Source organism: Novosphingobium kalidii (genome assembly GCF_040534015.1).
Classification (GTDB): domain Bacteria; phylum Pseudomonadota; class Alphaproteobacteria; order Sphingomonadales; family Sphingomonadaceae; genus Novosphingobium; species Novosphingobium kalidii.
Map to the genome: position 1 here is coordinate 1 of NZ_JBEWLY010000020.1, position 23,141 is coordinate 23,141.

Genomic DNA, 23,141 nt, shown 5'->3' on the forward strand with positions numbered 1-23,141 from the left:
CAGACGCAATCTTCCAAGCCAATTCGAGTGCGGCCGGGAAGATTGCGACGAGAGACCGCCTACGCCTTGGCCCTATCCGCCTGAGCCGGGAGGCTGCTTCTCAAGTGCATGATTGTCCCGGCTCCAAAACAACCAATTGGAGTGCATTAGCTGCGAGATCGACAGATACGCTGTGGCGCCGGGTGGGGCTGATGGTAGTCGCCCCCACCTGCTGCAGGTTGGCGGTTTCCCGGTTCGCCCAGTAATTGCTGACTTGATCGTCGATCCGGTACATCCTCTGGCACAGGCGCTTGCCTTGGAGATTGGCAGGCAATTCGCCCATGTTGATGCTTACCCGGTAAGGCTGCGTGCCAGTGTGCTGGTAGTTCCAGACCATCACCGCAGCGCCGTACTTGTCTTTCGTGGCGATGCTGTAGACACCCTTGCCCTCCTTCAGGGCGTTCGACTGCGCCTCCACGCGCTCGTTCTTGAGCTTCGCCATCATCGCCATCGCGTTGCCGTAGGGCGTGAACGTATTAACCGGCAGGTTCCCTACGTTTTCAGCGCCCCTAACGGCGATGTGCTCGCCATTGCGCGAGCGAGTGATCAGTTGATCCTTTCGCTCTTCACTGGAGTGGCGAATTACCCAGTTGAACGGATAGGTGTCGGGCTGCTCCAAATACCAGTAATGTAGCGCGGGAACGCCGGCCGCACCGATGAGGTAGTCCGGTCGCGGATCGTCCTTGTTATCGAATGAGGGGCCGGGATAGATGCCGGTCTCGGTGATGAAAGCCGGAATCTTCGTGTCGAGGCCACGGCTGCTGAGTGCCTCGTTCAACTGTTTGCGCTGCCCCGCCACTTCGCTGGGATTGCCTTTGTAGAAATGATATGCGCGAGGGCCATTGCTGTCGCCGGTCCCCTCAGGGAACTCGCCATAGGCATGCCACGACAGGAAATCGAGGCGCTTGTCCGGCGAAGGATCGGCAGCATAGCGGTCGAGAATCCAGGGGACCCTCAGGCGGACTGTCCATTTCCACACTTGCTATGAGAATGTTACCGCACGACGTGTCTTTCTTGCCCCTCGCGCAAGCTGATGGACGCAACTCGGCTCGTACTTACGCCTCTTGGCGACACTCTGAACGATGAGGGAGGGCAGAGACCGTCGCGCCGCTCTTAAAGATAGAAGCCACTGTGAGCTTCTGAAATGGGGAGAGCGCACCGGGTATTCAACCGGGGCCAGCCAAGAGGGTTTGTCACCCCGCGGCGATGATCTCTGGGCGCGATCGCGGAGCGCTCCGTGGGCGGCAGAATTCCTCGGAAGCGCTTAACGGCTTGATCTGGAAACGCTCTTCGCGGGGCGGGCTCGTAATCGCGCTTCGCACGCCTATATGCAGAACATCACCTGATTATTCGCAAGCATCTCGTGACTGAGAGACACTCCCGTGCTCCCGCTTGCCGACCGGGTGAATGTCATGACACCTCTGTTCAAACAGCACCGTTGCCTGCCCCCAGGCGTGATCACCCGGGGTTTGCCGAGCAGCACGATCCCGGGCGCCCCTTCCGCTGAGACATCGAGGGCCCTTAGCCATGGCGTGCACGCGCCCTGCTATTGGATGAGAACTGAACGACGAGGACTGGCCGACAAAGCATTTCGTGCGACCCAACTCGTCTCCGATCTGCACCATACCAGCGACCGGAGCGGCAATTTGCACCGGCTACGAAAGACACAGACATGCGTATTGCTCAAGTTGCGCCGCTCGCCGAAGCAGTCCCACCGAAGCTGTACGGAGGTACGGAACGTGTCGTTTGGTGGCTGACCGAAGCACTCGTGGATCTCGGTCACGACGTAGCCCTGTTCGCGAGCGGGGACTCGGTTTCTTCGGCAAAGCTGATACCCTGCGCGCCTGCCGGTCTGCGCCTATGCGGCGTTGGCGATCACACTGCATCCACTCTTGCGATGCTCGATCAGGTATTCCGCTCTGCCGATCAGTTCGACATCATTCATTTCCATGTTGACCTTCTGCAGTATCCACTGTTCCGCGGCCTCGCGGGCAAGTGCGTGACAACGTTACACGGACGCCAGGACTTACCGGATAATTTGCCGGTATTCGGGGCTTTCCCGGAGATGAAGCTGGTCTCGATCTCCGACAATCAGCGTACACCGATACCCCACGCGAACTTCATCAGCACAGTTTATCATGGGATGCCGCTACAGCTTATTCCTGTTGCCGAGGGCGGTGACTATCTGGCCTTCATTGGCCGCATATCGCCAGAGAAGCGCCCGGACCGGGCTATAGAGATCGCAAAACGCGCGGGAATGAAGCTCAAGATCGCAGCCAAAGTCGACAGGGTCGATGCCGCCTACTTCCATGAAGTGATCGAACCCTTGATCGACGGCACACAGATAGAATTCATCAACGAAGTCGGGGATGCGGAGAAAGCTGCGTTCCTTGGCGGAGCCAGAGCACTCCTCTTTCCGATCGACTGGCCGGAACCGTTCGGTCTGGTCATGATCGAGGCGATGGCGGCAGGTACGCCGGTGATTGCATGGCGTAACGGGTCGACGCCGGAGGTGGTGGAACACGGGCGGAGCGGCTACCTGGTCGAAAGCATCGAAGAAGCAGTAGCGGCGGTCCACGCCGCCGCGGACCTCCCCCGCTCCGGAGTCCGGGCGGCGTTTGACGAGCGGTTTACGTCTGCTCGCATGGCGGAAGACTACTTACATTTGTACCGAAGCCTGACCTCGTCGCATCCACAACCGACAATGCCGCTCGTGTTGGCAGCAGCTTGAGCGCGGCTATGGCGAAAGCAAACCCGAGCGACCACCATGTGGAAGCGACGACCTCCCTCGTCGATCGGACACTGCGTACGCTGAAACACGGCGATCTCTTCGCGGTGTTCGCCAAGGATGGGGATTGCCGGGGCGGTGACGATGGCCCGGACGGTCTGTTTTACAAGGACACGCGCTTTCTTTCAGGATTGGAGTTGCGACTGGGGGGAAGTACTCCGCTGCTGCTGAGTTCGGTTCTGCTCGATGACAACGCTGCCCTGATCGTTGATCAGACCAATCCGGATCTTGAGGAAGAGGGCGAGCCCTGGCTGGCGGGAGACCGTCTGTTCATCGGGCGGATGAAGTTCCTGCGCAATTCAACAGCCTATGAACGCATCGTTGTGCGCAGGTTCGAAATTGTGGACCGGAGTATTCCTCTGGAAATCCGCTTCGCAGCCGATTTTGCCGATCTGTTCGAGGTGCGGGGAGACGTTCGTCCACGGCGTGGCACCAGTTCTGCAGAGCGACTGGACGAGCGAAGTGTACGCATCTCCTATCTGGGGCTGGACGAGGTCCGACGCAACACCACGCTCTACTTCGATCCCGCCCCCGCCGCTCTTTCGGCAGATTCTGCGCGATGGGATCTGGATCTGAGCGACGTTGAGCGTTGCACAATACTCGTCAAGGTCCAGTGCAGCATCGGTGAAGCTCTCAGCCCTGAGCCACCGCACCTCGTCTCCGCCTACCGTCTACTGCGTAAGGGAATGGAGGACCGCCTCGACAGGGTTTCGAGTTCAAATGAGCGGTTCGACGTGGTGCTTGGCCGCTCGGCCTCGGACATCGGGATGTTGCTGACGGAGACTGAATCGGGTCTGTATCCATACGCGGGCGTACCCTGGTACAGCACCGTGTTCGGTCGCGACGGCATCATCACTGCTATGATGCTCCTTTGGATCGCGCCGGAAATCGCCCGGGGCGTGCTTAGAACGCTTGCCTCCAGCCAGGCGACAGCCATCGACCCATCCGCCGACGCCGAGCCGGGCAAGATCCTCCATGAAATGCGAGGCGGCGAGATGGCGCTGTTAGGAGAGGTCCCGTTCCATCGGTACTATGGTACGATCGACGCCACGCCTTTGTTCATCATGCTGGCGGGAATGTATCTCAAACGGACCGGCGACTTGGAAACGGTACGTGGGATATGGCCGAGTATCGCGGCGGCGCTCGCCTGGATTGACTCCAAAACTCGTCTGCATCCCGATGGCTTCCTTGCCTATTCGCGCATGGCGGAGAGCGGGCTGGCCAACCAGGGTTGGAAGGACAGCTTCGATGCGATTTTTCACGCCGATGGCCGTCTGGCTGAAGGCGCGATCGCTTTGTGTGAAGTGCAGGCCTATGTCTTTGCAGCCCGGAACGGTGCTGCCGAAGTGGCTGACGCATTGGGAAGAAGCGCACAGGCCGAGCAGCTTCGGCATCAGGCAGAAACCTTGCGCGGCCGGTTCGAAGAACAGTTCTGGGATGAGGAGCTGGGCAGCTATGTCCTGGCGCTCGACGGCGAGGGTGAGCCGTGCAGGGTTCTTGCATCCAATGCCGGTCACGCGCTGTTCGCCGGGATTGCAGGAACGGAGCGCGCCGAGCGCGTGTCGAAGCTGCTGACTAGCAGGCGTTTCTACAGCGGCTGGGGAATCCGGACCATCGCGTCAGGAGAGGCCCGCTACAATCCCATGTCCTACCATAATGGCTCGATCTGGCCACATGACAACGCACTGATCGCCTTGGGTTTCTCACGCTATGGCCACAAGGCAGCCGCCGTGAAGATCTTCGAGGGTTTGGTTGGGGCCGCCTTCTATGATGAGCTATATCGGCTTCCCGAACTCTTCTGCGGGTTCTCGCGCCGCCCGAAGCGCGGCCCGACCTCATATCCGGTTGCTTGCTCGCCCCAAGCATGGGCGGCAGCGGCGCCCTACGCCTTGATTGCCGCGGCAACGGGACTGGACATCGATCATGCGCGCGACGGTGTTGAGTGTTCCACTCCGGTTCTCCCCCCTTTGCTTAACGTGCTTCACCTGCAAGGCGTCGAGCTTAATGGCTCCACGTTTGATTTGCGGTTCACGAAGCATGGAAAAGAGGATGCCGCGCACGTCTCTAAAGTGCGAACGGGCTAGGGTAAAGTCCCGCTAAACATCGTCACGAGGGTTATCGCGGATATGCTGCATCCTTGCTTGTGGCGCCTGGGGCTGGTTCTGTCAGGAGCAGACCTTCACAGAAAAGCCGCGATTGACCGAAGGTGGTTGGGAAGCGGACGTTAGGCAGGTCGCTCCCTGAGCTTGATAGGGTGGCCATAACAGTTGCTTTGTTTGGTGGCTGGATAGGCGAATGGGTTGTGCTCAATCGTGAGGACCTGTCCTTCCCACCCGAGACTAATACCTGGATCCGACTCAAACATTAAGGCCCGGCAGCCGACAAGAAGATCGAGGGGCCAAACACGTGTCGTTGCCCCCTAATTGCCTGACGGGGCCTCGCGGGTTTGGGTGATGTACTCGCGGGATGATCGGTAACCTAGCGCCTTGTGCGGGTGGACCTCGTTGTAGTGGGTGAGCCAGCGGGGCAGTTGCTCTATGACAGTGCGTGCGTCGGGCGTGGGGTTCACGCGGACGTAGTCGCGCTTGAGGGTGCGCACGAAGGCTTCTGCCATGCCGTTCGATTGCGGAGAGCTGACCAGCGTAGTGCGGGGCACGAGACCGATGTCGCGAGCGAAGCGGCGGGTATTGCCAGCGGTGTATGGGCTCCCGTTGTCGCTGAGCCACTCGATGGGTGAGGCCAAGCGGTTCACCGGGCCAAAGCGATGCTCGACAGTGGCCACCATCAGATCGCGGATGTCCTCGGCGGTGATGCCGCCGGTAGTAGCAACGTGCCCCATGGCCTCGCGGTCACAGCAGTCGAGTGCAAAGGCGACGCGCACCTTCTCGCCATTGTCGCAAGCGATCTCCAAGGCGTCAGAGCACCAGCGGGTGTTGCGCCGATCGACGGCAACGCGACCATCATGGCGCCGCTCCTCCTTACTGCCGCTGTGGCGCTGAAGCAGCAGCCCGTGCACTTTCATGACCCGGTAGACCAGCTTGGGATTGGGCGCTGTGCGCCCGGTCCTGGCAGCCTGGCGGCGCAGTAAGGCATGGACGCGGCGATAACCGTAGGTGGGCAGATCAGCGATCAGCGCGCGGATGTCGCCGACCAAGTCGGCATCCGGCAGCGGCGGTCGGCCTCGCCGGCGCGCAGGTAATCGGTTGTGCATGGCCGACAGGTGCTGGCGGCTGATGCCCAATGCCTCGGCAACCGCGCTCACCGCTCGTCCCCTGGCAACGAGATCGAGCGCAAGAGGAGTTTTTTTTGGGCCTGCGGCCCGGGACACGGCCTCACGCAGTATCTCGGCTTCCATAGTCTTCTTGCCCAGCAGGCGCTGCAGCTCGGCGACCTGGTTCTGCAGTGCCCGGTACTCAGAGGCGGGCACGACCTCCTCGCCGGCACCGGCTGCGGTCAGCGCGCCCTGCGCCACCAGCCTGCGCCAGGTGAAGATCTGGCTGCCACTGATGCCATGCTGCCGGGCGACCAGCGACACGCTCAGGCCCGGCAGATACGTCTCCTCGACGATCCGGACCTTTTCCTCCGGGGTCCAGCGCCTCCGGCGCTGAACCCCGGAGAGGACCTCGCCGTCATTGTAGCGCCTAGTTGTATGCTCAGTCATATGCCTCACTCTTATTTAAGAGCGAGACCCTGTCAGGTCATTTCGGGGGGGCCAACTCACGTGGTAAAATCCAAACCGCGCCAGTATAGTGTGACATTGCTCCTCCATTCAGGAGAATGACCTTGGCGGTCAGGAGCCCGCTGCGTGCAGTATCTCGCTGCTCTGACATCACAAAGCCACAGGCATTCATCAAGAGTATGAACGGGAAAAGCACGAAGAGCGTGAGTACCCTCAGAACCTTGGTTGCCGGGCGCATGTCGGTTTGGCCCTCCCTTTCTTCGCTGCTCATCATTGCACCTGTTTCTCAACGGCAGCGAATGTCCGCAGTTGGGCGTTTTCACACAGTCTGGGGCGCTTCCTGCCGTTCCCCGCCCGTGAGGGATGGTGTTTCGGGAATGGCCGGCGTCGTGGACATCGAGATACGTCGGTAAAAAGTCCGCTGTCCCGGCGTCAGCGCCCGATTCCTGACAGTCCGTTCGCCCCAGCCGTGTCATTCTTCGACGGTCCTGCAGATCCCAAAACCTGACGTTCGTCAGTCTGATCCAGGCCAAGGCCGCTTCCACTAATCAAAGATGGAATACCCGCAGGCGGGGCCGGAGGGTACGCGATCTCTTAACTGTGTTGCGCTTAGTCACGGCTCGATGGAGGCGGGGAATGCAGGCTAATGCGCTTAGAGCGATGTGGGTTGCGATCCTGGCCGCGCTATTTGCGACAGTGGCCGCACTCTGGCTCGTCGGCGTGCAAATACGTCCTGGCCCTAAGGGCCTCGTTCTCTCTTGGCTCGCAGCTGCATGGCTATGGCTTTCCTTCAGCAGGCGAACAACAGCTGCCTGGCTACAAAGGATGCTTGACCTCGGGAATGGCTTGCTAATCATGTCCGCCGTAGGGATGTGCGGCGCCCTGCTGAGTTACTGGTTTATGCGCGTGAGGCCGTTCAGCTTTGCGGACGCTTCTCTTTATGATGCAGATCTGGCGCTCGGATTTGACTGGAAAGCCATTTATTAAGTCTACTCAACGCAGCCTGACCAATTTCACCTAGTGATGCGGGCGCTCTATCTCGCCATCTTCGACATCCCGGTAATGATTGTCTTCTGCCTGGCGGTGAGCGGCCAAGATCGCCGCCTGCGCGAATTTATCATAGTGTTCGCGATTGCGCTCGTTCTCACGCTGTTGATCTCAGCATTGTTTCCCGCAAGGACACCATTGTTTCACCTTATCGGCCCCTACCCACCGTATGTGCCTGCAACGGGCATCGGCTTCGAAAGAGTTGTCAATAGCTTGCGTTCCGGCGCTCTTCTGGAGCTACAGTTGCATGAACTCCACGGCATCCTGACTTTCCCAAGCTTCCATGCCGCCAGCGCCATTGTATTTGCATGGGCAGGATCGACAATTCGATACATGCGCTGGCCAATCGGGTCTGCGAGCTTTGGCATGCTTCTAGTCACGCCAATGGAAGGAGCACATTATTTTGTCGATGTCACTGCCGGTAGCTTCGTCGGACTCGGGGCGATCATATTCTTAAAGGTACTTATGCTAATACTTAGACGACAATGAGGTCTTCCCCGAAATGTGGTCGCAATCCGTCATCGATCTCCGATGGCGGATCACCAGCGGGATTGGTCAGCCATCGCCACATCCGACGCGCGTCGATGGGCCCATTGACGGCCGACCGACCCTGTGTTTGGTAATAACTGTTGGCGCGGGGATCCATGTAGATCTTGAGCTTCTCCTCGGCATCAAGAATGGAGGCGAACTGCCAATACCCCTCCTCCGTAACCTCTACGCTTCGCCGATCGTTCTCAATCAGTCCGCCTATGCAGCGCAGCGCGAACTGCGCGACAAGCTCCAGCAGATCGACGACCGTAAAGCCTCCAAAGTTGTTGGAGTTGGGGCCATAACACATGAACAGGTTCGGGAAATTCGGTACCATCGCGCCGAGGTATGCGCGCGGGCCGTCCTTGGCCCACATTTCCTGAATCCGCATGCCGTCGCGGCCTCGGACTTCCATTGGCCACAGATAATCGTTTGCCTTGAAGCCGGTCGCATAGATTATCGCATCAAGCTCGTACTCCACGCCGCCGGCAACGATGCCTTTGGGCGTTATCCGTTCAATCTTGTCGTCAACCAGCGAAACGTCGTCACGCAAAAGCGCGTCGTACACGCTGTCACTTGAATCAATGCGGATCGGCCGGGAGGCGCCGGGCGGGAATGCCGGAGTCATCTTTCTCATAATATCCGGGCGGGATCCCAACTTGCGACCGATGAACTCAAGACACATTTCACGCACCGCCTTGTTTGCAGCGCTCACCGCATGCGGATCGCTGTAATCGGGGTCCACCTTGGCGGCCGTGGCAAGGTCAGGGTTCATCAAAGCGGCAATGCGGAAACGGGTAAAATTCGCATAATAAGGAAAGTTGCGTTCCAGCCAGAGCACCTCTTTGGGCAACTCGGCCAAATAGGACAGGTCTTCGTAGCACCAGTTCGGCTGACGCTGGAAAAGATACGTATGCGCGGCGGTCTTGGCGATGACTGGGGTGGTCTGATATCCGGAGGCACCAGACCCGACAACGGCGACGCGCTTGCCCTTGACATCAAAGCCATCCGGCCATGTGGCAGTGTGGCACGATGTTCCCGCGAATGTATCCATGCCTTCGAGATCCGGCAACTGCGGGCGGGACAGGAACCCGACGCATGTGATCACCGCATTGCACTCGATCCGCGAGCTGCCCAGCGGTCCATCGGCATCGATACGCCAGAGCTTCTGCGCATCGTCCCATGTCATCGCCTTTACTTCAGTGTTGAAAGCAATGTGCGGGCGAATGCCGTATGTGTCCGCCACCCATTTAAAGTACTTGAGGTTCTCGTCTCTTGGACAATAGGCGTAAGGGTATGGATAGTCGAAGCTGAAGAGGTGCGTGTAGCCGCGACTTGATGTATCAACCCGCGCGCCGGGGTAGCGGTTCTCAAACCAGGACCCTCCGACTTCTGGGTTCTTCTCGATCAGCACGAACGGGATGCCTGCCCGTTTGAGTTGGACTGCGGTGTTGAGGCCCGAGATACCGCTGCCGATTACCGCCACCATGAAATCCTTGGCGCTTTCGGGCGGCTTGCCATTCCGCCATTCGACTCCGCGCGCCCAGCGGTTCAGCGCGGTCTCTTCACGCCAAATTTCGTAGTCAGCCGCGGGAATAATCTGGCCTGCGGTGAGCATGAGGCTTTGGTGCAGAATTTCTTCAGACGGAATGTCAACAACTGGAGCGCCGCTATCACGATACTGTTTGAGGAACGCGGCCCCCTTTGCCCGAAGCGCCGCGGCGTCGGCGGCGTCAGCCATTTCGCTGCCGGTGCCGAACTTCGCCGCAGTCCCTGGCTTCATTCCAGCGAGGTCCGGATCCTGCGTCAACAAATAGAGCAGGCCGCGCAGCACCATTGGCTGCGCATGGTCCATAGCCTCTTTGATCTGCGCATCGCTGATCGAAAGAAAGTCTGAATTCTTGGGCATCTTCGATCCTGTCCCATCAAGTTACCGTCACCCGTTCGAGCAGATGCGGCTGTTCCGTTGTTCCGAGATTCGTCCAACGCCTTGTTGCCGTCAACTCACCTGCCTCAGTTTCGTAACTACGGAAGTGCCGTCATCGGGGCCGGGCCTGCGGGCGTGGCTCGCCTATTCCAAGGCATCCAGCACGAAGCCGGCGGTAGCCGAGGTTCCGACCTTCCAGCCAACGATCCGCCGGGCATAGGCATCGATCACAAAGGCCACGTAGACGAACCCGGCCCATGTCTGGACGTAGGTGAGGTCGACGGCTCTGTTGCAAACTCGCGTTTGCGCCAAGTAGCGTCGGATACAGGACGTTAGTCGATCACGGCCGCTGCGGCTGCGGTCGGCTGTCGAGGAGCGCGACGACATCGGCGAGAGCGCTGGGACCTACGCCAAAAGCACGCTCGATCATGCGGGCTTCGCCGAGCATGTCGCGGCTGAGGTTGTAGGCTGCCGCTTGACCTTTTCTAAGCGCGCGCATGAGCTCGAAACCCTTGATCGTCGCATAGGCGGTCGGCAGCGACTTGAGTCCGCGCACCGGCCGGATCAGCTGCTTCAGCTTGCCGTGATCGGCCTCAACGACATTGTTCAGGTACTTCGCCTGACGATGCTCCGTGTCCGGTGGCAATTTGCCCCCCGGCCTTAAGTTCGGCGATCGCAGAGCCGTAGCTGGGGGTTGAGTAGCAACGGAACAGAAAACATGGGGTAATCGCGGGAGTGCCGGGCGCTGGTGCGAATGCTGCGCGAGAAGGTGGTTGTTCCCCGATAGGATGAAGAACGGGCTCACGACTGTTGGCCGGGCCCAGCATCAAATGGAGAACAATCATGGGTGAGTATATAGGTCTCGACGTTTCGTTGAAAGATACAGCGGTGTCGGTTCGGCGCGATGGCAAGCGGGTCTGGCGCGGCAAATGCGCCTCGGATCCGCAAGCGCTTGCGGCGTTGATCCGCAAGCATGCGCCGACTGCCGAGCGCGTCGTATTCGAGACAGGCCCGTTGTCGGTCTGGTTTTATCATGCGTTGAGCGCCGGAGGGATGCCAGCGATCTGTATCGATGCGCGGCATGCCAAGGCAGCGCTCGACATGGCGCCGAACAAGACTGACGCGAACGACGCCGATGGCCTCGCGCATCTGGCCGAGGTCGGTTTCTACCGCGCGGTCCGGGTGAAGGGGGCATCGCAGACTCTGTGCGTAGACGTACGCTCTCATGACTGCCATCTGAGACGCTGGCCAAGTTTACTCCCTCGCCGGTCTCGAGAGCAGCGGTTGTATTGACCTTGGCGGGTGTGCCGCGGTCGCCTGATCGACGACGATTGATCACGCTCTCATCCGCGGGTTGGTTACCGCACTACACGTATCCGTCGCTGGGCCCATCCCCCGTCTAAGCTCGGGCGTCGGACGAACCTGCCCCACCGTACGCCGTGGATTGCCCATCACAGTCGGGTGCCCGCGGCACGCCGGCCAAGGCTATGCAGTTGGTGCTGGCGCCTCCTTTCGTAGCCGCTGCCGAAGGGATTAACCCGCCACCGCTGGCGACACCCGCCTGGCGATATCCCATGCATAGCCGATCAGTTCGCGAGCGATCGCGGTCGTCACCTTCGGCTGAGGTTTGCCGGCAGCCGACAGGCGGCGAAAGCGCTGGCATAATCGCACCTGGGCCTTCCAGCCTATCGCCTGGATCTCGTCCGGCAGGTCTGCCACCCGTTCACGATATCGCCGTTCCTCGCGTGCCGGCAATCGATACGACCATCCCGCCTCGATCAGCGTGGTGCGCGCCTGAGCATTTCCCGCACGCGTGATGCGGCCGCGCTGGGTCCGGGCACCGCTGGAATGCTCTGACGGCACCAAATCGACATAGGCCATCAGCTGCTTTGGATTGTCGAAGCGGGTAAGATCGCCAACCTCGGCGATCAACGTCGCGGCACTGAGCAGCCTGATGCCGCGGAGCGCCTGAAGATTGCGGACCAGTGGTGCAAAACGCCATGCCTCCACCGCTTCGCCAAGCGCACCTTCGAGACGGCTGACCCGTGCCTGCGCCTCGAGAACACGCTTCTGCAGTTCCTCCAATGCCAACTGCTGATGAGGAAAGTCGAACCGCTGCTCCGACAACCACCGCCAGTACATCTTCGTCCAGGCCGCCCTGCCACCAAAACGGCGATCGTGCCGGAGCAGAAAGCTACGCACCCCCTGCTTGGCCGCCGTGGCATCCTCTTGAGCGCAACCCGTGGCATCCTCTTGAGCGCAACGTCGTGCGCGGATCAGGTCGCGCACGGCTTCGTGTGCCTCGTCCGGCACCCAGATCGCGGTGAGTTCGCCAGCGCGCAGCAGTCGTGCCAGCGTCATCGCATCGCGCCGATCGGTCTTCACATGGTCGCCTGGCCGCCGCGGCATCATCGGCGACCGCTACCGCACGCCGTACAGCACGCGAGCGCATCCGGGTGTTCGCGATCACTCTTTGAAATAGCCGGCAAGCCAGCCACCTACCTCAAGGAATATCGCAGCCGCACACCGTACATCCGCGGTTCGTTGACGATGCCGGCCTCGAACCCATAGGACGCCCAGGCGTTCGCGATCGCCGAATGGAGCTTCTCGTTTGTCGCGTTGGTCATGAACAGCGCCAGGTCGACTGGTGAGTTCATCACCTTGTTCCAATTGACGTTCAGGTTCACCAGCTGCGAGCTCGGCAGCAGTTGATATTGAGGCGCGGTCGCCGTGCCGGCCAGTTGCTTGCTCGTGTAGACGTAAGTGGCGCCCAGAGAAACGTCGCCGATGCTCTCACCCAATGGCAGAAGGATGGTGCCGGTCAGGCTCAGGCGATGCTTGGGCGAAAACGCCAGACGGCCGCCACGAATGCTCGGCGACGCCGTCGGGCGAACATCCGCCCAGACCAAGCGCTGCTCGGGCGCCAGAGCGTAAGTGGAGGGATCGAGTTCCTTCAGGCGCGCATTGAGGTAGGTGTAGCCGCCGTCCACACGGAAGATGTCGAACAGCGTCACGGCGGCGTCGGCTTCGATGCCCCAGATTTTCGACTTGCCGGCGTTGATGATGGCGTTCCCGCCGAGAAGCGGGCTGGTGGCAGCGCGGATCAGCGATGCGGCGATCTGCTGATCGCTGAAGTCATTATAAAACACTGCCGTGTTGAAGTAGCCCCGTGCGCTGGAGCCGCGCAGGGTGACCTTGGCGCCTGCCTCGTAGGTGTCGACCTTTTCCGGTCCCCAAGTCTCGAAGTAGATGTTCGCGCCGGCGGCGCCGCCTCCGCGGTAGCCTCGGGCGTACTTTGCGTAGAACAGCAAGTCCTCTGTCGGCGTGAAATCGACGCCGATCAGCCACGTCGGCCGGTCCGACTTGGCGGTGAAGGTGACGTTGCAGGCCTCGTACCCTAACGGCGCGGTCGCTACCGGGAAGTTAAACCCGGGGTTCACCGGAGAACTCGTGCCCACCGGGTAGCGGACCCTGACGGAGTTGCCGCAGTAGTAGACCGGAGTATTGGTCGCCGGGAAGCCGATCGTCTGGCTGGCGTAGTCGTGCCGCATCCGCTCCCAAGTGTAGCGCACCCCGCCGGTGACGGCCAGAAGGTCTGAAAGCCTGTAGGTCGCCTGCGCGTAGAGCCCGCGGCTGCGGAACGACGCCTTGAGGAACGGTCTGGAAACGGTGCTGACGAAGACCCGGCCGGCGGCGGGAAGGTTCAGCGCCGGCGCCGCATTGCATTGCAAGGCCTGGAGATTGGGACAGTTCAGGCCGATCGCGGTCGCTTGCGAGCTAACGCCGAGCGGATCGCTATTCTCGAAGTAGCCGCCTGCCTGCCAGTTCAGCTTGCCATCGAAGCCGCCGCCCTGGAGTTGAAGTTCTTCGGTGTAGGTCGCCTGCCGGCTGTTATAGTATCCGGGCGTATTGTTGAGCTGCACCAGGGCCTTCGCGAAAGTGCCATCTGGATTGACAAGGTTGTCACCTTGCAGGCTCATCCGCGTGATCTCGCGAAATTCGCCATAGCTCGCAATATTCTTGATCGTCAGCGTGTCAGATGCACGCAGTGTTGTGGTATTGATGATCTGCCAGGTTTCTGCCTGGAACTTGGGATCGGGTTCGTTGCTCTCAATGTCCCACCATCCGTCGCCGCGAGCGTTCTGACGATCGACCTGCGCACAGGCCAGACCGGCATTCACCGCGATATTCGCCGCCGGTTCCCGATTACAGCCAAGAACCCGCAGGGTTATGCCGTTGTTGTCGGACTTGCTATACGTCGCGACGGTATAGTTCTCGAGGTCGGGCGTGAGCTCTGCCAGAATGCTCAGTCGGGCTGCGATGTAATCGCTGTTACCCAGCCGCTCCGGACCGGTGCCGGACCGATTGCGCAGGTAACCGTCGCGCTTCATGCGGTCGACACCAAGACGGACCTTGAACGTGTCGGCCAGCGGGATATTGGCGACCGCCTGAACCCGGCGCATGTCGAAGTTGCCGTAGGATCCCTCGACATAGCCCTCGAGCTTGTCGGAAGGCCGGCGCGGGACGAGAAGGACAGCGCCGCCGGTCGTGTTGCGCCCGAACAGCGTGCCTTGCGGTCCTTTCAGAACCTGAACGTTCTGCAGGTCGAACATGCTGCCCACGCCCACGCCGTTGCCGGACGTGGTCGAGCCGCCGGCGCGCGGCGCCACGACATCGGCGAAGTAGACGCCCACCGAAGGTTGGGTCGCCAGGTCCTGAACGAAGCCGCGGATGATGAAGGACGCCTTCTCGGGGCCGAAGCGGGAGTTCAGCGAGAGGGACGGCGTATAGATCGCAAGATCGGCTGCGTTGACAATATTGCGGTTATCGATCTGCTGCTGACTGAACACCGTAATTGAAATCGGCACATCTTGGAGGTTCTCCTCCACGCGCCGGGCGGTCACCACGATCGCGTCGGTCTCCTCGGCCCGGCTTACGTCGCTCGCGGCCTCGACTTGCGCCTGCGCTGGCGGGGCCAGAAAGAAGCCGATCGCCGTTGTCGTCAGCGCGATTTGCCTAAAATTGCCGATCATCACTGCTCTCCCCTATTATAAACCATCGATTGTTGCAGTTTGGGCCGGTTCAGGCCCGAACGTGGGCCGGCCCGAGATCACGCGGTCGCGGTCTTCAACTGTGCCTTCAACAGCACCAGCACGCAGACCGATGCGAGGATGCCGAAAGTCAGGAACGCCGTGTCGTAGTTGCCGGTCACGTCGAAGATCATCCCGAACAGCGGAGGCGTGATCAGCAGCGCGACCAGGATGACCAGGTTCAGCAGCCCTGTCGCCCTGCCCATGCTCGCCTGGCCGAACAGGTCCGGGACGATGAGCCCTTGCAGCGGGACGACCAGGCCGCCGAAGAAGCCCAGCAGGGCCACCCCGATCGCGATCACCGCGTAGCCGTGCTCGGCGCCGACCAGCGTCGCGCATCCTAGTCCGAAGCCGGTCAGGCTGGCGATGACGATCAGGCGAGAGCCGACCCGGTCGGCGAACGCGGCGAAGCCCAGCTTGGCGATGAATCCCGACGCCGCGAAGATCGAGATGAGCAGCGCGGCGCTCTGCGCGCCGATCCCTTGGTCCAGCGCGATCGGCACGAGATTGGTGACCATGCCCTTCATGCCCGCCAGCACGATGCCGAAGGAAATCGCCAGCAGCCAGAACGAAGAACTGCTCACGATCGCCCGGCTCGACAGCACCGAGGAAGCCTCGCCGTCCCGGCGCGCGATCGGCATCTGCGTGTCGCCGTCGGGCAACAAACCGCGATCGGATGGCCGGTCGACCAGCATGGCGACCGCAGGAAACATCAGCAACGCGATCACAGCAGCCATGATGCGGAAAGCCGTCCGCCAGTCGAACGCATCCAGCAGAAGCTGGATCAAGGGCGGGAACACGAGGCCGCCTATCGCCACACCGGAGATCGCGAGGCCAAGCGCCCGCCCCCTCGTCCTGACGAACCACCGCGAGATGAGGACCGAGGCGGCCATGGGTCCGACCAGAACGTTGGCCGCCGCCATCAGCAGGCCGTAGGCGAGGAGCACCTGATTGAAGGATGTCGCAAACGAGAGGGACACGTAGCCGGCAACCAGCGAGGCGGTGCCCGTCGCCGTGATGAGGCGTATCGGCAAAGTATCCATTTTGGCGCCGAGGACCGGCGAGAGCATTGCCGAGACGAGGGACATCACGGTCATGGCCAACATCAGAACCATGCGCGACGGGTTGAACTCTTTGGCCAGCGGGACCGCGACCACGCTGTAGGCCGAGGCGATGGTGGCCGCGCCTACTGCCAACAAGACCATGCTGGCGAAGACCTGCCTCCATCCGATCCAGAAATCCGGCTTCATCCTGCTCTCCTCTCCCCATCGACGCGCACCGCTGGAGTGCAGGTCGGTGCTCGGTGGAGGGCTCTTTGCGGCCCTTCCGCCTTGCTCCGTGTTCTCTCTTTCCAGGCGATCGGTCACGGCCGACGCGCCTTCACAGCGCTAGTCAGGCGATTGCGCCCGCCGCTTTCAGCGCCTCGATGCGATCCCAGTTGTAGCCCAGTTCGCTCAGGAGCATCTCCGTGTGCTCGGAGGCCTGAGGCGCTCGTCCGGTGCCTTCCGCGCGCCCCCCGAACTGCACCGGCCCGCGCACGACCTGGACGACGGGACCGCCGTCCGACGGTTCGATCTCCACGAGCATGTCGTTGGCGAGAGCCTGGGGATCCTGCAGGAATTGCTCGGGGCTTTGTATCGCCGCCCACTGCCCCGGAAAGGTCGCGAGGCATTTCTGCCAATACGCCAGCGGACGGCTGGCGAAAGTCGACGCGATCCGCTCCCCCGCTTTCTTCCACCTCTTCATCAGGCCCAGACCCGTATTGTAGTCGGGATCGGACGCGAGCTCCGTTAGTTCGAGATGCTCGAAGAAGCTTTGCAGATAGGGATCGGGCTGCAGCGTGAAGAGGCTGATCGTGCCGCCGTCCTGCGTCTTATAGAAGCCGACCAGCGGGTTGCCGGGCATCGGTCCTTCCTTGGGATACTGGTTGCGCGGCGCCTCGCCCGCGAAGCTTGCGGTGTTGAGCGTGACGCCCGCGGCCCACCACGCGGTGCTGAGCAGCGAGACGTCGACCTCGATCGCCTCGCCCGTGTTGCTGCGGTGGAACAGCGCTGCAGCAACGCCGCCTGCGATCGTCATGCCGCCGATGGAGTCCCCGAAGGCGCCCACGCCGGGCATCAGCGGCACGTCGAGTTCTGGCGGCGTGACTGCGTGCGCGATGCCGCTTCGCGCCCAGAATGTTGTGATATCGAACCCGCCGCGTTCCCGCTCGGGCCCGCGCTCGCCGTGGGCGCTGCCGCGCACGTAGATGATGTTCGGGTTCGCGGCGCGGATATGCTCGACGTCGATGTTCAGCTTCCGACGCTGAGAGGGCAGGTAGTTGGTGAGGAAGACATCGCAGTCCTTAGCCAAGTCGTAGAGCAGCGCCTGCCCCTCGGGGTGGGACACATCGATACCGATACTGCGCTTGCCGCGGTTGGCGTGCTCCATCATCGGGTTGCGATCGGCGTTGACGGTGCGGCCCTGGGCGCGGATCAGACCGCGTTGGGCATCTCCGCGGACCGGGTGCTCGACCTTGATCACGTCCGCGCCCCACTCGGCCAGCAGCACGCCCGCCGACGGCACGAAGATGAACTGCGCGACTTCCAGGACGCGGATGCCTTTGAGAACCTGCATGACTATGCCTCCACCATGAGTTCGCGCAGCCGGGCGATCTGCTCCGCAGAAACGTTCGCGCGGGCCAGGTAGGCTTCGAACGAGCCCCATCGCTCGTCGATCGTTTCGATCGCGGCGGCGAGATAGGCCGGGTCCACGCCGATGACCGCATCCAGCGCCGCTTCGTCGATGGTGGCGTTCAGGATCTTGCCCAGCTGGCGCTGCACGCGCACGCGATTATGCGGGGCGGCGCCGAAGCTGCAGGACAGGAGGTAGTCGTGCGTGATCGCCTCCGGATTCGCGCCCAGCAGGCGCAGGAGCAACGCAACCAGGACGCCGGTACGATCCTTGCCCGCGGTGCAGTGGATGAGCACCGGCATCTCGCCGGCGGCCATCGTGGCGATCAACGGAGCCAGATGCTTCGCCAGCGCGCCCGGCATGGCGCGATAGGTGTCGAGCATGCGCGATCGCACCTGCTCGCCGCCAAGCGCTTCACCCAGGCCATGCCAATCGGCGCCGTCTTGGGCCCGGAAATCGTTGGCAACGTCGCAGCTCGTCACGCGCAGCCCCCATCCGGCATTGCCCGCCTGGCCGCGATATTCGCCGGTAGACCGGAGATCGATGACCAGACGAATGCCTAGCGCGGCGAGCGCTGCCACCGCGCTCGCATCCACGTTCGCCGGTCCTTCGCACCGGAAGAGCAAGCCGTTGCGCAACCGGCCGCCATCGACAGTAATCCCGCCGAGATCGCGGAAGTTGAGCGCTGCGAGTGCGGTTCCGGAAGCTGTCATCGCTGCCCTCCATCGACGCGCAACAGCGCCCCCGTGGTGAACCCGGAGGCGGGGCTCGCGAGCATGAGCGCCGCCGTGACGATCTCGGCCGGGTCACCGACGCGCCCGGCCGGCAGGATCCTTGCCAGGGTCGCGCAATCGTCCGCCGTCCAGTCCGCATGGGCCTCGGTGAGGAAGGGCCCGGCGGAGATCGCGTTGACGCGCACCTTGGGGGCGAACTCCTTCGCCAGCGACACCGTCATGGCATTGAGCGCGGCTTTCGCCGAGGCGTATGGTACAATCGCGGGCACCGCCATCAGCGACGCGGTCGAGCTGATGTTGATGATTGCGCCGCCGTCTCCGTCACGCATCCCCGCCGCTATACGGCTCGACAGGCGGAAGGGACCCTTGAAGTTGAGGTTGAGCACCGCATCGAACAGGCGCTCGCTCACCTCCTCGCTCGGGGACGCTGGCGACATGCCGGCATTGTTCACCAGCACGTCCACGCGGCCGAATAGGCGATAGGCTTCGTCCGCCAGGCGATCGCACTCCGCCCAGCGGCCCAGGTGCGCCGAGATGGGCAGAGCGCGGACGCCCAGGCCGCGCAGCTCTTCGGCCACGCGTGCGCAGTTCTCCAGCTTGCGGCTGGCGATGATGACGTCCGCTCCTCGTTCGGCGAAGCCGCGCGCCATCTGGTAGCCCAATCCGCGCGACCCCCCAGTCACGAGGGCCACCTTGCCGCCGAAGTCGAAGAGCGGATCGCGGTTCACGCGGTTTCCAGCTCCGCTGCGAAGCGGCGCTTCGCCTTTTCGAGCCGGGTCGGGATATGATCGGTGCCGAACAGCCGGTCGCCGGGGATCGCCTTCTTCAGGAAGTGCTTGGCGACCTGGATCTTGTGCACCTCGGTCGGTCCGTCCGCCACCGACAGGCTCGGGATGCCGGCCCACATCTTGTAGAGCGGCGTCTCCAGCGAGGCGCCAAGCGAGCCGTGCAGGTGGACGGCCCGGTGGACAATGTCGTGGAACACCCTGGCCAACGTGACCTTGCACATGCCTATCCACGGGCGGGCGGCGCCATGCTCTTCCCGGCCCGCCTCGGACTCGTCGATCAGCCAGGCGGTCTTGAGGACCAGCAGGCGAAACTGCTCGAGTTCGCAGATGGAGTCGCCGATGATGCCTTGGACGAACTGGTGGTCGGCGAAGCGCTTGCCCTGCGTCTGGCGGGAGACCGCGCGCTCCAGCATCATCTCGATCGCCCGGCCGCACATGCCGACAGTCCGCATAGCATGGTGGATGCGCCCTCCCCCAAGGCGTGCCTGCGCCACTTTGAAGGCTTGTCCGGGCTCGCCCAGCATCGCGTCCTTTGGCACCCGCACCTTGTTATAGCGAATGTAGGCGTGCGCGCCGCTGTCGTCGTCCGGATCGGGTGAATCGCTCATGATCTTGCTGTTGCGGATGATCTCAATCCCCGGAGCATCACCTGGCACCAGGAACATCGACATGCGCTCGTGCGGCTTGTTCTCCGGATTGGTGACCGCCATCACGATCAGGAACTCGGCGAAGCGCGCGTTGGACGAGAACCACTTTTCGCCCTCAATCACCCACTCTTCGCCTTCGGCCCAGGCCTTGCACTCGAACTCCTTAGGATCGGCGCCGGCCTGGGGCTCGGTCATCGAAAAGCACGACACGATCTCGCCGGCCATCAGCGGATCGAGATAGCGGCGCTTCTGCTCTTCGGTCCCGAAGAGCGCCAAGATCTCGGCATTGCCGGTGTCGGGCGCCTGAGTGCCGAAGATGGTGGGCGCCCAGTTCGACCTGCCGATGATCTCGTTCATCAGCGCGAGTTTGACCTGGCCGTAGCCCGGGCCGCCCAGGTGCGGGCCGAGGTGGCAAGCCCAGAGCCCCTGCGCTTTCACCTTCTCCTGCAATGGCCGGATGATGTCGCGAGCCTTGCTGTTCTTGACGTCGTACATATCGACGGCGCGGGGGAACAGCAGGTCGACGAGCTCGCATTCTTCACGGACGAATGTGTCCATCCAGTTGAGCTTTTCCTGGAATTCGGGTTCGACGCGGAAGTCGATCATGGGTCTCTCCTGATGGTTGGAGGCTGTAACTTTGTGATGTCAGCCGTACTTGCGGACGATGTCCGCGGCAGAGGCGAAACTGTCGGCGACAATATCGGCGAAGAAGTCGCCGATCTCGCGGCTCAATTTGCCGGCGGCCGCCTGCGCGACCTTGTATTCCATGATGCAACCGCCCTTGAAGCGCGCCAGCACCAGGTAGTAATCCAGCATTGAAACGTCGCGGCCCGTCCCGCTCGCGTAGTAGCGGGCAAGCTCCTGCCGTGTCGGCATGTTGGCGGCGTCCATCATTGAGTTCGGCACCACGTCGGGTTCGCGCTCGTCACGCAATCCGCCCAGGAACCAGCCGATGTCGATCATCGGGTCGCCGACCGTCGACAGCTCCCAGTCGATCAAGGCGTTCACCCGCACCGGATGTTCGTGGGAGAACAGCATGTTGGGCGTGCCGAGATCGCCATGGATAATTCCCGGCTTCCAATTCACCGGCGTGTTGTCGCGCAGCCAGCGCTCCGTCTCGGCATAGCCAGGCAGCTCGCGCCCCGCGTAGCCGTACTTATCCTTGTACGAGGCGAGCTGGCTGGACCACCGGTCAACCTGGCGTTCCAGGAACCGGTCCGTCTTGCCGAAATCCCCCAGCCCGACGGCCTCATAATCGACGTTGCCCAGCGCGACGAGCGCATCCATCACGGCATAAGGCAGGCGCCAGGCGAACGGCGGCTGGTTGAACGGAGCCGGATGTTCCGCCCTGCGATCGACGATCTTGCCGGACCAGCCCTCGACTCGTTCCATGACGTAAAAGACCGCTCCGATCACGTCGGGGTCGTCGCAGCTGGCGAAGCAGCGCGGATGCGGCACGGCGGTCCTGTCCAGCGCGCTCAGCACCCTCGCCTCGCGCAGCGCGGTGCGCTCGCTGCCCGGCGGCGGGGTGACCGGCGGCCGCCGCAGCATCATCACGCCGTTGCCGCGATCCAAGCTGATAATCACGTTCGAGAAACCGCCGTGGACCATCTCCACCTGCAGCGGACCGTCACCGAGCTGCGGTAGGTTCGCGTCGAGCCAGGCGGTCAGTCTCGGCATGTTCACCAGTTCGTCGAGACTGTTAGCCAAGATGGTGTTCCTTGTGATCTTTTAGGTACGCTTCGGTACCGACGCGGAAGTCGCGCAGCTGACCCACGAGCATTTCGCATCGTTCCGGAGTGACGATGGACAGGAGGACGTCCAGACTAGCTTTCGCGCGCGCATCGACCTCGAACTTAACCCGCTCTCCCGCCGGGGTCGCTACCAGCAGCGGTGCGCGCTGATGATCCGGGTTCGCAGTCGGCTCAATCAGGCGTTTGGCGATCAAACCGTTCGCCGCACGCTGGATGACTTGCCGCGGATGGCCCAGGCTGCGGCCGATGCGTGGGACCGTGGGCGGCGTTCTGGCGTCGATCGTCGCCGAAAGTACGGTGGCTTCCATGGGCGCCAGGTCTTTCGACGCAGCGGCCTCGGAAAAGACGCCGCGCAGACGCGGCGTCAGGCGGAGCAATTCATCGACGAGCGCCGCGATGGGGTGGAGGGACCTATGTGTCATAGTGGGTTTAGAGTGCCTATATGGAACCAAGGTGTCAACCAGGCAAAGTTCTACAACAACAAGTTGAACGAAGATCCCTGCTTCGGTGAGACGGTCACGACCATACTGGCGTGTGACGGCTGCGGCGCGGCGGGCCCGCGTTCCTGACGCAGGCCTTCCGCCAGAGCAGCGTACTCCGGCAGGTTAACAGCGTCGTCAAAATTACCAGCCTGGAACGACAGGGTGCGCGACGGCGCGCCGGTACCACATGCCTCCGGAAGTAAAGCTCGCAAACTTGTCGCGCGACGCCAGCTTACCATCGCGGTGCCGCAATGCTTCTTCACCGATATTGCGCACCGTACACTCACCGGCGTCATCATCACCGAGCGCATCTCCTAGGGGAAAGGCACCATCGAGCCGCACTATCCGAATGCATAGATCACTTGCTGCCCGATCCTTTCGCGCACTACGCCGCGCTTGTCGCCAGCTTGGCGCAACTATCAGGCGACACAGCATGATGTTTGCGGCCTCGTAGAGCGATCGCCGCAGCATCGGATCGCCCGCCTTGGAGATGTTGCCGCGGACATGGCGTTCGCCCGACTGGCTACGTCGTGGGACGAGCCCGGCATAGGCGCCGACATCTTCACTGCGCGCAAAACGACGCGGGTCCTCGACGCTTGCGGTGAATGTAAGCGCGGTGATCGGGCCGACTCCCGGAACGCTCATGAGCCGACTGCAAACAGGATCTTCAGTTGCCCGGTTATCTAGGAGCCGGTTGGAAGCACGGAGTTGCTCTTCGATGACTTCCATGGATGCTACCAGAGGGGCGAACAGCGGCTCAAGATCCGGCCGTTGCTGATACAAAGCTGCAAGCCTCTCGCGCCGCTCTCCAGGCGTCCGCGCAGCACCGAGGCGCAGGCCGAACAACTTCAGGAGTCCGCGCAGTTGGTTTGAGGGTCCCCCGGTTTCTCATCCAGCCTAAGCTTGAGTATCCGTCATTCATTCGGCCGCCTGGGCGGCCGTAGCAGCAGCATATTCGACCGGCG

At 62.0% G+C, this 23,141-nt stretch carries 16 protein-coding genes and 4 pseudogenes; 5 read left to right on the top strand and 15 right to left on the bottom strand.

Going from position 1 to position 23,141, the window contains the following annotated elements:
* Positions 1-100: 100 nt before the first annotated feature.
* Positions 101-1,018, bottom strand: a complete 918-nt coding sequence (locus ABVV53_RS13175; RefSeq protein WP_353984891.1) for a hypothetical protein — start codon at positions 1,016-1,018, stop codon at positions 101-103.
* Positions 1,019-1,711: 693 nt separating this feature from the next.
* On the opposite strand from ABVV53_RS13175, the gene ABVV53_RS13180 reads away from it, so the two are divergent.
* The gene (locus ABVV53_RS13180) at positions 1,712-2,770 is read left to right on the top strand and encodes a glycosyltransferase family 4 protein (RefSeq protein ID WP_353984892.1); all 1,059 of its coding nucleotides are present in this window, start codon (positions 1,712-1,714) and stop codon (positions 2,768-2,770) included.
* An 8-nt stretch (positions 2,771-2,778) separates the two neighbouring features.
* The gene (locus tag ABVV53_RS13185; RefSeq protein WP_353984893.1) at positions 2,779-4,911 is read left to right on the top strand and encodes an amylo-alpha-1,6-glucosidase; all 2,133 of its coding nucleotides are present in this window, start codon (positions 2,779-2,781) and stop codon (positions 4,909-4,911) included.
* Between the two features lie 335 nt (positions 4,912-5,246).
* On the opposite strand, the gene ABVV53_RS13190 is transcribed toward ABVV53_RS13185, so the two are convergent.
* Positions 5,247-6,488, bottom strand: coding sequence for an IS3 family transposase (locus ABVV53_RS13190; RefSeq protein ID WP_353984894.1), 1,242 nt, complete (start codon positions 6,486-6,488; stop codon positions 5,247-5,249).
* A 654-nt stretch (positions 6,489-7,142) separates the two neighbouring features.
* Between ABVV53_RS13190 and ABVV53_RS13195 the strand changes: the two genes are divergently transcribed.
* A complete protein-coding gene (locus tag ABVV53_RS13195; protein WP_353984895.1) occupies positions 7,143-7,493 on the top strand; it encodes a hypothetical protein in 351 nt (116 codons plus the stop codon).
* A 36-nt stretch (positions 7,494-7,529) separates the two neighbouring features.
* A complete protein-coding gene (locus tag ABVV53_RS13200) occupies positions 7,530-8,042 on the top strand; it encodes a phosphatase PAP2 family protein (RefSeq protein WP_474101003.1) in 513 nt (170 codons plus the stop codon).
* On the opposite strand, the gene ABVV53_RS13205 is transcribed toward ABVV53_RS13200, so the two are convergent.
* From ABVV53_RS13205 to ABVV53_RS13215, 3 genes and pseudogenes are all read right to left on the bottom strand, one after another.
* Positions 8,029-9,936 (bottom strand): flavin-containing monooxygenase, encoded by a 1,908-nt coding sequence (locus ABVV53_RS13205; protein WP_353984897.1) that lies wholly within the window; start codon positions 9,934-9,936, stop codon positions 8,029-8,031. The genes ABVV53_RS13200 and ABVV53_RS13205 overlap by 14 nt on opposite strands.
* A gap of 219 nt (positions 9,937-10,155) precedes the next feature.
* Positions 10,156-10,287: pseudogene (locus ABVV53_RS13210) on the bottom strand (DDE-type integrase/transposase/recombinase); the annotation flags it as partial.
* 61 nt (positions 10,288-10,348) lie between these two features.
* Positions 10,349-10,700 (bottom strand): annotated as a pseudogene (locus tag ABVV53_RS13215) (DDE-type integrase/transposase/recombinase); the annotation flags it as partial.
* A 151-nt stretch (positions 10,701-10,851) separates the two neighbouring features.
* Between ABVV53_RS13215 and ABVV53_RS13220 the strand changes: the two are divergent.
* Positions 10,852-11,214: pseudogene (locus ABVV53_RS13220) on the top strand (IS110 family transposase); the annotation flags it as partial.
* Positions 11,215-11,541: 327 nt separating this feature from the next.
* On the opposite strand, the pseudogene ABVV53_RS13225 reads toward ABVV53_RS13220, so the two are convergent.
* The 10 genes and pseudogenes from ABVV53_RS13225 to ABVV53_RS13270 form a co-directional block, all read right to left on the bottom strand.
* Positions 11,542-12,420, bottom strand: a pseudogene (locus ABVV53_RS13225) (IS110 family RNA-guided transposase); the annotation flags it as partial.
* Between the two features lie 86 nt (positions 12,421-12,506).
* On the bottom strand, positions 12,507-15,041 hold the full coding sequence (locus ABVV53_RS13230; protein ID WP_353984899.1) for a TonB-dependent receptor: 2,535 nt from the start codon (positions 15,039-15,041) through the stop codon (positions 12,507-12,509).
* 77 nt (positions 15,042-15,118) lie between these two features.
* Positions 15,119-16,348, bottom strand: coding sequence for an MFS transporter (locus tag ABVV53_RS13235; protein ID WP_353984900.1), 1,230 nt, complete (start codon positions 16,346-16,348; stop codon positions 15,119-15,121).
* 142 nt (positions 16,349-16,490) lie between these two features.
* Positions 16,491-17,714, bottom strand: coding sequence for a CaiB/BaiF CoA transferase family protein (locus ABVV53_RS13240; protein WP_353984901.1), 1,224 nt, complete (start codon positions 17,712-17,714; stop codon positions 16,491-16,493).
* 2 nt (positions 17,715-17,716) lie between these two features.
* Entirely contained in the window at positions 17,717-18,484 is a 768-nt protein-coding gene (locus tag ABVV53_RS13245) for a tyrosine-protein phosphatase (protein ID WP_353984902.1), read from the bottom strand.
* Positions 18,481-19,233 carry an SDR family NAD(P)-dependent oxidoreductase gene (locus ABVV53_RS13250; RefSeq protein ID WP_353984903.1) on the bottom strand — a complete coding sequence of 251 codons (753 nt, stop codon included), beginning with the start codon at positions 19,231-19,233 and terminating at the stop codon, positions 18,481-18,483. The genes ABVV53_RS13245 and ABVV53_RS13250 overlap by 4 nt, the downstream gene beginning before the upstream one ends.
* Entirely contained in the window at positions 19,230-20,546 is a 1,317-nt protein-coding gene (locus ABVV53_RS13255; RefSeq protein ID WP_353984904.1) for an acyl-CoA dehydrogenase family protein, read from the bottom strand. Before ABVV53_RS13255 ends, ABVV53_RS13250 begins: the two co-directional genes overlap by 4 nt.
* Positions 20,547-20,585: 39 nt before the next feature.
* Positions 20,586-21,650, bottom strand: coding sequence for a phosphotransferase family protein (locus ABVV53_RS13260; RefSeq protein ID WP_353984905.1), 1,065 nt, complete (start codon positions 21,648-21,650; stop codon positions 20,586-20,588).
* Positions 21,643-22,116 (bottom strand): MarR family winged helix-turn-helix transcriptional regulator, encoded by a 474-nt coding sequence (locus ABVV53_RS13265; protein ID WP_353984906.1) that lies wholly within the window; start codon positions 22,114-22,116, stop codon positions 21,643-21,645. Before ABVV53_RS13265 ends, ABVV53_RS13260 begins: the two co-directional genes overlap by 8 nt.
* Before the next feature lie 201 nt (positions 22,117-22,317).
* Positions 22,318-22,821 carry an IS110 family transposase gene (locus ABVV53_RS13270; protein WP_353984907.1) on the bottom strand — a complete coding sequence of 168 codons (504 nt, stop codon included), beginning with the start codon at positions 22,819-22,821 and terminating at the stop codon, positions 22,318-22,320.
* Between the last annotated feature and the right edge of the window lie 320 nt (positions 22,822-23,141).

Bases quoted from the DNA above. Each gene is read 5' to 3' on its own strand.
- ABVV53_RS13240 (WP_353984901.1), bottom strand. From the start codon at position 17,714: ATGCAGGTTCTCAAAGGCATCCGCGTCCTGGAAGTCGCGCAGTTCATC.
- ABVV53_RS13195 (WP_353984895.1), top strand. From the start codon at position 7,143: ATGCAGGCTAATGCGCTTAGAGCGATGTGGGTTGCGATCCTGGCCGCG.
- ABVV53_RS13255 (WP_353984904.1), bottom strand. From the start codon at position 20,546: ATGATCGACTTCCGCGTCGAACCCGAATTCCAGGAAAAGCTCAACTGG.
- ABVV53_RS13180 (WP_353984892.1), top strand. From the start codon at position 1,712: ATGCGTATTGCTCAAGTTGCGCCGCTCGCCGAAGCAGTCCCACCGAAG.
- ABVV53_RS13235 (WP_353984900.1), bottom strand. From the start codon at position 16,348: ATGAAGCCGGATTTCTGGATCGGATGGAGGCAGGTCTTCGCCAGCATG.
- ABVV53_RS13265 (WP_353984906.1), bottom strand. From the start codon at position 22,116: ATGACACATAGGTCCCTCCACCCCATCGCGGCGCTCGTCGATGAATTG.
- ABVV53_RS13230 (WP_353984899.1), bottom strand. From the start codon at position 15,041: ATGATCGGCAATTTTAGGCAAATCGCGCTGACGACAACGGCGATCGGC.
- ABVV53_RS13270 (WP_353984907.1), bottom strand. From the start codon at position 22,821: ATGAGCGTTCCGGGAGTCGGCCCGATCACCGCGCTTACATTCACCGCA.
- ABVV53_RS13205 (WP_353984897.1), bottom strand. From the start codon at position 9,936: ATGGACCATGCGCAGCCAATGGTGCTGCGCGGCCTGCTCTATTTGTTG.
- ABVV53_RS13185 (WP_353984893.1), top strand. From the start codon at position 2,779: ATGGCGAAAGCAAACCCGAGCGACCACCATGTGGAAGCGACGACCTCC.
- ABVV53_RS13190 (WP_353984894.1), bottom strand. From the start codon at position 6,488: ATGACTGAGCATACAACTAGGCGCTACAATGACGGCGAGGTCCTCTCC.
- ABVV53_RS13200 (WP_474101003.1), top strand. From the start codon at position 7,530: ATGCGGGCGCTCTATCTCGCCATCTTCGACATCCCGGTAATGATTGTC.
- ABVV53_RS13245 (WP_353984902.1), bottom strand. From the start codon at position 18,484: ATGACAGCTTCCGGAACCGCACTCGCAGCGCTCAACTTCCGCGATCTC.